Annotated in this window: 9 protein-coding genes; 6 read left to right on the top strand and 3 right to left on the bottom strand. The window is 70.5% G+C overall.

The window, feature by feature from the left end; genetic code table 11:
- The 3 genes from ABNT58_RS15655 to ABNT58_RS15665 all read left to right on the top strand — a co-directional run.
- The coding region (locus tag ABNT58_RS15655; protein WP_348754388.1) for an ANTAR domain-containing protein at positions 1-200 on the top strand (200 nt) is incomplete at its 5' end.
- Positions 201-398: 198 nt separating this feature from the next.
- Entirely contained in the window at positions 399-1,211 is an 813-nt protein-coding gene (locus ABNT58_RS15660; RefSeq protein ID WP_348754389.1) for a formate/nitrite transporter family protein, read from the top strand.
- Between the two features lie 10 nt (positions 1,212-1,221).
- A complete protein-coding gene (locus ABNT58_RS15665) occupies positions 1,222-2,961 on the top strand; it encodes a bifunctional protein-serine/threonine kinase/phosphatase (RefSeq protein WP_348754390.1) in 1,740 nt (579 codons plus the stop codon).
- 13 nt (positions 2,962-2,974) lie between these two features.
- On the opposite strand, the gene ABNT58_RS15670 is transcribed toward ABNT58_RS15665, so the two are convergent.
- A complete protein-coding gene (locus ABNT58_RS15670; RefSeq protein WP_348754391.1) occupies positions 2,975-3,955 on the bottom strand; it encodes a PEP-CTERM sorting domain-containing protein in 981 nt (326 codons plus the stop codon).
- A 278-nt stretch (positions 3,956-4,233) separates the two neighbouring features.
- On the opposite strand from ABNT58_RS15670, the gene ABNT58_RS15675 reads away from it, so the two are divergent.
- On the top strand, positions 4,234-6,444 hold the full coding sequence (locus ABNT58_RS15675; protein ID WP_348754392.1) for an ATP-binding protein: 2,211 nt from the start codon (positions 4,234-4,236) through the stop codon (positions 6,442-6,444).
- A 71-nt stretch (positions 6,445-6,515) separates the two neighbouring features.
- A complete protein-coding gene (locus ABNT58_RS15680) occupies positions 6,516-7,370 on the top strand; it encodes a PEP-CTERM sorting domain-containing protein (protein WP_348754393.1) in 855 nt (284 codons plus the stop codon).
- On the opposite strand, the gene ABNT58_RS15685 is transcribed toward ABNT58_RS15680, so the two are convergent.
- Positions 7,346-8,608, bottom strand: coding sequence for a phospholipase D-like domain-containing protein (locus tag ABNT58_RS15685; RefSeq protein WP_348754394.1), 1,263 nt, complete (start codon positions 8,606-8,608; stop codon positions 7,346-7,348). The genes ABNT58_RS15680 and ABNT58_RS15685 overlap by 25 nt on opposite strands.
- Positions 8,609-8,729: 121 nt before the next feature.
- Between ABNT58_RS15685 and ABNT58_RS15690 the strand changes: the two genes are divergently transcribed.
- Positions 8,730-9,695, top strand: a complete 966-nt coding sequence (locus tag ABNT58_RS15690; protein WP_348754395.1) for a PEP-CTERM sorting domain-containing protein — start codon at positions 8,730-8,732, stop codon at positions 9,693-9,695.
- A 15-nt stretch (positions 9,696-9,710) separates the two neighbouring features.
- Here ABNT58_RS15690 and ABNT58_RS15695 read toward each other — a convergent pair.
- Positions 9,711-10,656, bottom strand: a 946-nt coding sequence (locus ABNT58_RS15695) for an amidase family protein (RefSeq protein WP_348754396.1), incomplete at its 5' end; no start/stop codon positions are given.

Here is a 10,656-nt window from a genome sequence, read left to right on the forward strand (position 1 = left end):
ACACCCTGCATGAGCGCAAGGTGATCGAGCGCGCCAAGGGCGTGCTGATGTCGCGCCTGGGCATGAGCGAAGAGGCCGCCTTCCGCGCGCTGCAAAAGACCTCGATGGACCAGAACCGCAGGCTGCTGGACGTGGCCGAGGCCACCTTGTCGCTGCCCGATTTCGCCTTCGGGCCGGCACCTGCCGCGCCACACGTCTAGACAAGCCAGGCACCAGCCGGGTGCGCCCGGTGATGGCATGGAAGGTGCATGCCATGGCCCATCGAGCTAATGGCGGCTCGCCCCCACGGATGACGGCGTCCGTTGCCTGCCCTGCACCTGCTGCAGCGGCCAGGTGACGGGCGCCGTTTTCGTTTTGCGCTGCAACTGCTTCACAGCCCCACGCCACAAGGAAGTCCGATGGCCTACCTCGCCCCTGCCGAATTCGTCACCAAGATGGTCGACGCCGGTGAATCCAAGCTGCTGATGTCCACCCGCGACACGCTGATCCGCTCGTACATGGCCGGCGCCATCCTGGCACTGGCAGCCGCCTTCGCGGTGACGGTGACGGTGAACACCGGCAATGCGCTGGTGGGCGCGCTGCTGTTCCCGGTGGGCTTTTGCATCCTGTACCTGCTGGGCTTCGACCTGCTGACCGGCGTGTTCACGCTGGCGCCGCTGGCCGTGCTGGACAAGCGCCCCGGCGCCACCTGGGCCGGCGTGCTGCGCAACTGGACGCTGGTGTTCTTCGGCAACTTCGCCGGGGCGCTCACGGTGGCCCTGTTCATGGCCATCATCTTCACCTACGGCTTCTCGGAGGCGCCCAATGCGGTGGGCCAGAAGATCGGCCACATCGGCGAAGGCCGCACGCTGGGCTATGCGGCCCACGGCGCGGCCGGCATGCTCACCCTCTTCATCCGCGGCGTGATGTGCAACTGGATGGTGTCCACCGGCGTGGTGGCGGCCATGATGTCCACCAGCGTGTCGGGCAAGGTCATCGGCATGTGGATGCCCATCCTCATCTTCTTCTACATGGGCTTCGAGCATTCCATCGTCAACATGTTCCTGTTCCCGTCGGGCCTGCTGCTGGGCGGCCAGTTCACCTTCATGGACTACCTGATCTGGAACGAGATCCCCACCGTCATCGGCAACCTGGTGGGCGGCCTGACCTTCGTGGGCGCCACGCTGTACGCCACGCATTACAAGACCGCGCCCAAGCGCGTGGTGGCCTGAAGCAGCACCGATGCTGCAGGTGACGCTGGGCCAGCACTCGCTGGCCGGGCCGGGCCACGCCGTCAACCAGGACTTCCATGGCGCCATGCTGCCCGGCGCCGCGCTGCGCGCCAGCAAGGGCGTGGCGGTGGCGCTGGCCGATGGCATCGGCTCCAGCGCGGTGGGCCATGTGGCCAGCGCGGCGGCGGTGCGCAGCTTTCTCGACGACTATTACGGCACGCCCGAGAGCTGGTCGGTGCGCCGCTCGGCCCAGCGGGTGCTGCAGGCCACCAACTCGTGGCTGCATGCGCAGACGATGCGCGGCGAAGGCCGCTTCGACAAGGACCGCGGCCATGTGTGCACCTTCAGCGCGCTGGTGCTCAAGGGCCGGCAGGCGCACCTGCTGCACGTGGGCGATGCACGCATCTACCAGCTGCATGAACGCGCGCTGGAACCGCTGACGCAGGACCACCGCGTGCAGCTGGGCCCCGGGCAGGCCTGCCTGGCCCGCGCGCTGGGCATCGGTCCGGCGGTGGAGATCGACTACCGCCAGTGGCCGCTGCAGCCCGGCGACCTGTACCTGCTGGCCACCGATGGCGCGCATGCCCACCTGAGCGCCACCACCGTGCACGCGGCGCTGGCTCGCCACGGCCATGACCTGGACGCCGCCGCGCACGACCTGGCCACCGGCGCGCGGGCCGCCGGCAGCTCCGACGACATCACCGTGCAGCTGCTGCGGGTGGATGCCCTGCCCGAAGCCGATGCCGCCGCTGCACAGGCCGCGATGCAGGCCCTGCCGCCCGCGCCCGAGCCGGCGCCGCGCCAGCGGCTGGACCACTACCGGCTGGTGCGCCCGCTGCACACCGGTGCGCGCAGCCAGGTGCATCTGGCGCAGGACACGACCAACGACCTGCCGGTGGCGCTGAAGTTCCCGTCGGCCGACACGCGGGCCGAGCCGGCCTTGCTCGACCGCTTCCTGCTGGAAGAGTGGATCGCCCGGCGCATTCACAGCCCGCATGTGCTGCGGCCGGCGCCCGACAGCGGCCCGCGCAGCCACCTGTACCTGGCAATGGAATACCTGCCCGGCCAGACGCTGGCGCAATGGATGCGCGACCATCCGCGCCCCGGCCTGGCCGAGGTGCGCGCCATCGTGGCCCAGCTGGGCCAGGGGCTGCAGGCCTTTCACCGGCTGGAGATGCTGCACCAGGACCTGCGGCCCGAGAACGTGATGATCGATGCCGGCGGCACCGTCAAGATCATCGACTTCGGCAGCGTGCAGGTGGCCGGCCTGGCCGAATGCGGACCCACCGCCACGGCAGCCGGCGGGCCGGTGGGCACGCTGCAGTACGCAGCGCCCGAGACCTTCGTGGGTGAGCCGGCCAGCGCACGGTCCGACCTGTTTTCAGTGGCGGTGCTGGCCTACCAGATGCTGAGCGGCCAGCTGCCTTACGGCCTGCAGGTGACGCAGCTGCGCGATGCCACCGGCCTGCGCCGCCTGCGCTACACGCCGCTGCGTCACCACCGGCCTGAGTTGCCGGCCTGGCTGGATGCGGTGCTGCACAAGGCGCTGCAGCCGCAGCCGGCGCGCCGGCAGCAGGCCCTGTCCGAGCTGCTGCACGACCTGCAATCGCCGGGGCCGGAGTTCCACCGCCAGCGCCTGCCGCCGCTGGTGCAGCGCCATCCGGTGCGCTTCTGGCAGGCCATCAGCGCCGTGCTGGCGCTGATGGTGGCGGTGCTGCTGCACGCGCTGGTGCAGCGCGGCGCCTTCTAGTGGCGCACGGGCCTCAGGCCGGCACCGATTCGCGCGAAGAGCGCCGCCGTGCCAACAGGCCCAGCACGCCGCCGCCCAGGGCCAGCATCAGCCAGGTGGAAGGCTCGGGCACTGCCTGGATGGTGTCCCAGGCCACGCCTTGCAGCGCCACCGCTTCGCTGGCGGTCATGCCCAGCTGCAGCGCCGCGTATTCGGTGCCGCCCAGGCTGCGCGGGTCGATGCCGGTGATCATCCCGAAGTCGACCAGCGCATGCAGGTAGTAGCCGTAGTTGCTGGCGTGGTAGTTGTCGCTGGCCCAGAGGTTGATCTTGCCGGTGTCGATGCCGTCGTACGGGTTGCTGTCGGCAATGCCCAGGTTGATGGCCCGGTTCCATGCCAGGCCGACCGGGTTCACGCGGTTGACGATGGTGGGGTTCTGCGCCGCCGCGAACTCATAGCCGGCCTGCACGTCGATGCCCATCTGCGTGATCGGCTTGCCGTACCAGGGGCTGGTGGCGTTGCTGAAGGTCAGGTCGGCACGCGACCAGGTGGCCGTGAGGCTGATGTCGACATTGGGATTGCGGGCCTGGAACACGTTGCCCAGGATGCCGGTGTAGGTGGAGATCTTGGCCGGGTTGTTGGGCGCCGCGAAGTCCAGGTTGCTCTGGCCGTGCATCACCACCTTGTCCCACGGCTTGTCGATCAACGACAGCCGGTTGTTGTAGTGGAAGTCGAGGTTGCTGCCCGGCTCGGTCTCCAGGCTCACGTTGTAGTCCAGCCCCGATTGCAGCGTGAAGGCCTTGAACAGCGCCGGCACGCCGCCGATGTTGGTGCCGTTGAGGTCGGTCACGGTGTTGGTGCCCCAGTTCTGCACCGAGGCCAGCGCACCGTAGGTGAAGCTGTTGCCGATGAAGAGGATGGAGGTGGCGGCATGCGCCGGCAGCGCCTGCAGCCCGCACAGCGCCAAGGCAGCGGCGGCGGCCACGTGGCGGGGTTGGAAAAAAGCTCCTGGCATGTTGTTGTCTCCTGCTTGTCTATGCAACTTTGCTGCACGGGCTCATCCCGGGCAGCCAGTCAATATCACGTCGCGCAGGGGGCTGCGCCTCAGGGTGCACCCCTAAGCTCGGGCCGCAAGTGCAACCGTTGGTACCGGTGCGATGAGCGACACGATCAGGCCGCGCCAGCGATGGCAAACAGGCCTCATCTATGGGCGTTGATATCAGCAAAATCGTGCGCCACGAGCCGCCAAACGCGGCGACACTGCCGCGCGTCCCGAGCTCCTGTTGCGCGCCTGTGAGCATCCGTTCCCGCCTGTTGCTGATCGTCCTGTCGGTGTGGCTGCCCGCAGCGGCTGCCTTTGGCCTGCTGGCGCGCAGCACCTACCTGCGCGGCGAAGATGCGGCGCGCCAGCAGGTGCAGCAGCTGGCCGAGCGGCTGAACGCCGAGGTCGAACGCGAGATCGAGCGGCGCGAGGTGATGGCCCGCACGCTCAGTGCATCGCAGGCGCTGGCCGAAGGCCGCTACGCCGTCTTCCATGCCGAGGCCTCGGCGGCCGTGCGCCAGACCGACAGCTGGGCCCTGGTGAACACGCCCGACCGCCAGCTGCTCAACACCCGGGTGCCGTTTGCCGCCCAAGGCGTGCCCCGCCTGAACCCCGGCCGCCAGCTGCTGAGCCATGAGTCGGACGTGCGCTTCGTGCTGCGGGGCCCCTTGAGCAACGAGCCGGTGGTGGGCGTGTTCGTGCCCGACGGCCAGCAGCCGCCGCGCCACAACGTGGGCGTGGCCTTCACCGCCCGCGTGTTGCAGACGCTGGTGGAACGCCTGCCCTACCCCGAAGGCAGCGTGGTGGCGGTGATGGACCAGCGGCAGATGGTGGCCGCGCGCAGCCGCGACCCGGCCAAGTGGCTGGGCGCCAGGCCCACCGGCGAGCTGGCGCGCCGGGCCGCGGCCGGTGAGCATGGCTTTGCGCAGACGGTGACGCTGGACGGCGTGGCCTCGCTCAGCTACCTGAGTCCGCCCAACCGCCACGGCTGGGCGGTGGTGATCGCCTTGCCGATGAGCACGCTGGCCCAGGCCGCCAACCGGCTGACGCTGCAGGCCCTGGGCGCTTCGGCCGTGCTGCTGCTGGTGGGCCTGGCGCTGGCGCTGCTGGCGGCGCGGCGCATCAGCACGCCGATGTTCCAGCTGCGCGATGCGGCGCTGCAGCTGGGCGCCGACCAGGTGCCGCCCGAGCTGGCCACCGGCGTGAGCGAAGCCGATGCCGTGGGCGCCGCGCTGCGCCGGGCCGGCCTGCATGCGCAGCAGGCCCAGCAGCAGCTGCAGGCGCGGGTGACCGCCGCCGTGGAAGAAGCGCGGCAGGCCCAGGCCCAGCTGCTGGAATCGCAGAAGCACGAGGCCATCGGCCGCCTGACCGGCGGCCTGGCGCACGATTTCAACAACCTGCTGCAGACCATCACCACCGCCGTGCAGCTGGCCTTGCGCGTGGTGCCCGAAGGCCCGCACCGGCGGGCGCTGCAGGCCGCGGTGGGCGCCAGCGCCAAGGCCGCCGGCCTGGTGCGGCAGATGCTGGCCTTCGGCCGCGCCGCCACGCTGGCGCCGCGGCCGGTGGCGGTGAACGACTGGCTGCTGCAAAGCGAAGAGCTGATCAAGAAGACGCTGCAAGGCCGCATCGCCTTGAGCGCCCGCATCGCCCCCGGCCTGCCCGCGATGATGGTGGACCCGACGCAGCTGGACCTGGCGCTGCTGAACCTGATCTTCAACGCCCGTGACGCGATGCCCGAGGGCGGCACCGTGACCATCGCCGGCCGAGAAGCTGAAGCCGAGGACCTGTCGGGCCTGCCGCCCGGGCGCTACCTGCGCCTGTCGGTGGCCGACACTGGCCAGGGCATGGACGCGGCCACGCTGGCCAAGGCGGTGGAGCCCTACTTCACCACCAAGCCGGTGGGCGCCGGCAGCGGCCTGGGGCTGGCGCAGGTGCAAGCCTTCGCGCGCCATTCGGGCGGCGCGCTGCGGCTGCGCAGCCAGCCCGGCCAGGGCACCGAGGTGACGATGCTGCTGCCCGTGGCCGCGCAGCCGGCCGATACGGTGCCGGCGGCGCTGCCCGGGCCCGAAGGCGCCAGCGGCGCCGCGGCCGCGCCACAGGCCGTGCCCACGCGGCCGCTGCGGGTGCTGATGGTGGAAGACGACGCGCTGGCCGCGTCGGTGGTGGTGCCGGCGCTGCAGGCCGCCGGCCACCAGGTGCAGCTGTGCGACAACGCCGATCAGGCGCAGGCGCTGCTGCAAGGCGATGCACCGTTCGACGTGCTGTTCACCGACGTGGTGATGCCCGGCCGCCTCAACGGCCTGGACCTGGCGCACTGGGTGCGCGAACACCGGCCCCAGCTGCCCACGGTGCTGGCCACCGGCTTCACGCAGCAGGCGCCCGATGCCGGGCTGGTGGTGCTGCGCAAGCCTTATGCCATCGATCATCTGCTGGCCACCCTGGCGACCGCCGCGGCGCGCTGAATGATGCGATCTGCGGGATATGCGAAGCGCGCGATCGTGCGCCTAATGGGGGCCTGACTCCGGAGACCTCGATGAGGCTGCTGCCCACCCATGCCCTCACCCTGCTGGCCGCCCTGTGCGGCGCCGGCGCTGCCCATGCGCAAAGCTACAACGTCTTCGGCACCGTCACGGCCGAAGCCAGTTCACGCATCGCGCCGGTGCCCGCCTACCAGATGAACCCGGCCAGCGTGCTGCGCCAGGACGACCCGCTGGCGCTGCAACCCAATCCGCTGGCGGTCAGCGCATCGGCCGGCCCCGGCGTGGCCAATGCCAAGTTCATCGGCAGCGTGGGTGTGCTCAAGGCCTATGCGTCGACCAGCTTTCCGTACGCCTACAACGCCGCCAACGAAGTGGTGAACGACGGCTATGCCAGCGCCCAGGTCGATGGCAGCTTCGTCGACCACATCCTGGTCACCGGCGCAGGCCTCAGCCTGCTGACGCCGGTGACCTACAGCGTCGTCTTCACCATTGCCGGCACGACGTCGTCGCAGGGCGGGTATGCCACGGCGGGCGCCAGGCTCAGCGACGTCGACCGCGGCACCTATGCGGCACCGCTCAACTGGGACAGCCGCAGCAACGCACCGGGCAGCTTCACCGTCAGCATCAACACCTTCGTAGGCGACACGCTGCGCCTGTCGGGCCAGCTGACGGCCTGGGCCTACAGCACGTCCAACAGCCCCACGCTGTCGTCGGGCGAAGCCGACTTCTACAACTCGGCCCACTTCCACCTCACGCCTTCCATCGCGGGCCTCAACACCACCGGCGCCAGCGGCTACAACTACCTGGCCACCGCCGTGCCCGAACCCGCCACCGCCTGGCTGCTGGCCCTGGGCGTGGCCGGCCTGATCGGCCATCGGCGGCGCTACAGCACTTCGTTGAGCAGGTAAAAGGCGTTGTCCTTGAGCTTGTGCCAGGTGCCGCGGCGCACCCAGGCATCCAGCTCGATCTCGGTGGCGCGGGCGGCGTACTTCTCGAAGATGGCGTCCAGCCGCGTGGCCAGCGCCGCGTCGCTGATCGACAGGCTGATCTCGTCGTTGATCTCGAAACTGCGGTCGTCGAAGTTGCTGGACCCAATGGCGCACCACACGCCGTCCACGGTCACGATCTTCTGGTGCAGCAGCGTGTGCGGGTACTCGAACAGCCGCACGCCGCAGCGCAGCAGCTTCTCGAAGTTGCGGTGGCCGGCATGCTGCACCATCGGGTTGTCCGAGCCGCTGGTCGAAGGCATGAGCACCCGCACGTCCACGCCGCGCTTCACAGCGGCGCCCATCGCGTCGATCGCCTCGGGCTCAGGGATGAAGTAGGGGTTCTGGATCCACAGCCGCCGCTGCGCCAGGCAGATGACGGTGTGGTGCAGGATCTTGACCGTGGGCGCCGAGTTCTCGGGCTTGGCGAACACCGCATGCATCGTGGCATCGCCCGCCGGCTCCAGCGGCGGGAACGTGGCGTCGCCCACAAACAGCTCGCCGGTTTCGCCCGCCCAGTTTTCGCTGAAGGCGGCCTGGATGCTGTGCACGATGGGCCCGTGCAGCTGCAGACTCACGTCGGCAAAGTGCTGACCGTCTTCGGCATCGCCCAGCCAGTCGTCCACGATGCAGTGGCCGCCGACGAAGGCCTCGCGACCGTCCAGCACCACGAGCTTGCGGTGGTCGCGGTCGTTGAGCACGCCGATGTTGCGCAGCGCCCGCTTGTGGAAGAAGCACACCTGGCAGCCGGCCTCGCGCATCTGCGCCACCACGTCGCGGCCGGCGCCCTTGCTGCCTTGCGCGTCCAGCAGCACCCGCACCTTCACGCCGGCCCGCGCGCGCTCGCACAGCGCACCGGCCAGGCGGCGGCCCAGCTGACCGTCCTTCCACAAGAAGGTCTCGAAGTGCACGCTCCGCGTGGCCTGGCCGATGCGGTCGATCAGCACGTCGAAGAAGGCGCCGTTCTCATGCACCGTCCAGCGGTTGCCGGCCAGGGCCGAACCCAGCGTCAGGCCCGAGAGGCTGGGCATCAAGGCGTCGATCGGATGGTCGCACTCGATCTTGAGCGAAGGGTCGCGGTGGCGCCGGATCGACCAGATGACCAGCAGCTGCACCACCACCAGCATGGCCAGCATGCCGCCCCAGAAAGCTCCGCTCATCGTCTCCACCCCCGCGCCCTGTTGTTGCCGCATGCCGGTGCAATCAGCGCGCCTGCGTGCCGCCACCAGCCCCCACGTTTGCAAGAAGACGAAGGATCAGGCGCCTACTAGCATCGCGCGCATGAAGTGGATGACCTGTGCCCTGATGGCCGCCGCTCTGGCCGCCACCGCGCCGCTGGCACACGGCGCTGCCTCGGGGCTGAGCGTGCTGGTCGGTTGCGCCGCCTCTTCCGGCAACAGCAGCAGCGCCGGTTGCGCCTATGCGCCGCAACAGACCACCGACAGCTCGCCCAACGCGCGCCTGTTCGCGCAGGACGAAGTGCTGGACCCGGCCACCGGTGCGCTGAACAGTGCCGGCGCCACGGCCTATGCCCGCTACGGCGCGCTGGGCGTGCTGGCGCAGGCTTCGGCCTCCACGGCCAACCCGCTCAGCCCGGGCTACACCACGGCCGGCAGCAACGCGGCGGCCACGGCCGTGTTCGGCGACACCATGCTGCTGACCGCGCCCGGCCTGGCCAACACCGCCGGGGTGATGACGGTGCGCCTGAAGCTCGACGGCGACCTGCATGCCTGGGACTACAGCCCGGCCACCGGGGCGCCGCGCGAAGGCTTCCAGGCCATCCTCACGTCGCAGACGTATTTCTTCGATGCCACCGTGGGCGGGCAGCTGCTCAGCCATCGCTTCACGGCGCAGGCCATGGTGACCGCGCCGGGCGAACAGCGCAGTGCTGACGTGCCCACCACCTTGACGCTGGAGGTGCCGATCGTCTTCGGCCACTCGGTGTACTTCCAGACCGAGCTGTCGGTGCGCACCGAGGCCAACGTCGATGCGCCCGGCCTGTCGCCGGACGATCCCAGCTACGGCTTTCCCCGCGTCGGCGGCGCGACGGCCAGCTTCCTGCACACGCTGCGCTGGGACGGCATCAGCCGCGTGACCAATGCCCAGGGCCAGGCCGTTGATGGCTTTGGCGTGGCGTCGGCCACCGGCATCGACTGGCGGGTCGCTGCGCCGGTGCCCGAGCCCTCGACCGCCGCGCTGCTGGGCCTGGGCGTGGCCCTGCTGGCCTGGCGGCAACGGCGCGCGTAGGCCGCCCAGGGCCGGTCACAGCGGCGGCGCAGCGACCGGCCCCAGCAGCGCTTCCATCGCCAGGCCGATGGCGATCAGCCGGCGGTCGCTGCCCACCGGGCCGTCCAGCTCCAGCCCCACCGGCAGGCCTTCTGCCGTTAGCCCGGCAGGCAGCGACAGACCGGGCAGCCCCGCATTGCTGCCCGGGTCGGTGTTGCGGATGTAGGTGCCGAAAGTGTCGGCCGCCGGCCCGCCGTTGACCGACACGGTGGACGAGCCGTTGACCGCATCGATGGTGGTGGCCGGCAGCAGGGTCGTCGGGAACAGCAGGGCCTCGATGCGGTGGTTGGCAAAGCAGGCGGCATACACGGCCTGCATGCGCGGCCGGTAGACGTTGATGGCGTCGGCATAGGCCGCGCCGAAGGCATCGGCCAGGATGGCACCGAAGGCGCCCTTCACGTCGGGGCTGGCCACGCCCGCGGCCACGTCGGCCAGGCTGATGTTGGCCGCGCCATTGGCCGCCAGCCAGGCCGGCAGGTCGGCGATGGGTTCGTGCAGCGCGATCTGGAACGACACCTGGTTGTTCAGGTCCGCCAGGCCCGGCAGGTCCACGTCCACCAGCACCACGCCTGCCGCCTGCAGCCTGGCGCGCGCGGCCTGCACCACCGGCGCCAGGCTGCTGTCCAGCCCCGCCCAGAAGCTGGCCGGGATGCCCAGGCGCAGCCCGGCCAGCGAGGCCGCGGCGGGCACCGTGGTGCCGGTGATGGCGGCATCCAGCCAGGCCAGGTCGGCCACGCCGCGGCCCATCGGGCCGACGGTGTCGCGCGTGTGGCTGATGGGCACCACTGCGTTCTCGTCGTGGTACCGGCGCTCGGCCCCGCCGTTGCCCACCGAAGGCCGCAGGCCGGCGATGCCGCACAAGGCCGCCGGCACGCGGGTGGAGCCGCCGGTGTCGGTGCCCAGCCCCGCCACCGCGATGCGC

Origin of the sequence: uncultured Aquincola sp., assembly GCF_964001545.1 — a bacterium.
Taxonomy (GTDB): Bacteria; Pseudomonadota; Gammaproteobacteria; order Burkholderiales; family Burkholderiaceae_C; genus Aquincola.

Bases quoted from the DNA above. Each gene is read 5' to 3' on its own strand.
- ABNT58_RS15660 (WP_348754389.1), top strand. From the start codon at position 399: ATGGCCTACCTCGCCCCTGCCGAATTCGTCACCAAGATGGTCGACGCC.
- ABNT58_RS15665 (WP_348754390.1), top strand. From the start codon at position 1,222: ATGCTGCAGGTGACGCTGGGCCAGCACTCGCTGGCCGGGCCGGGCCAC.
- ABNT58_RS15670 (WP_348754391.1), bottom strand. From the start codon at position 3,955: ATGCCAGGAGCTTTTTTCCAACCCCGCCACGTGGCCGCCGCCGCTGCC.
- ABNT58_RS15680 (WP_348754393.1), top strand. From the start codon at position 6,516: ATGAGGCTGCTGCCCACCCATGCCCTCACCCTGCTGGCCGCCCTGTGC.
- ABNT58_RS15685 (WP_348754394.1), bottom strand. From the start codon at position 8,608: ATGAGCGGAGCTTTCTGGGGCGGCATGCTGGCCATGCTGGTGGTGGTG.
- ABNT58_RS15690 (WP_348754395.1), top strand. From the start codon at position 8,730: ATGAAGTGGATGACCTGTGCCCTGATGGCCGCCGCTCTGGCCGCCACC.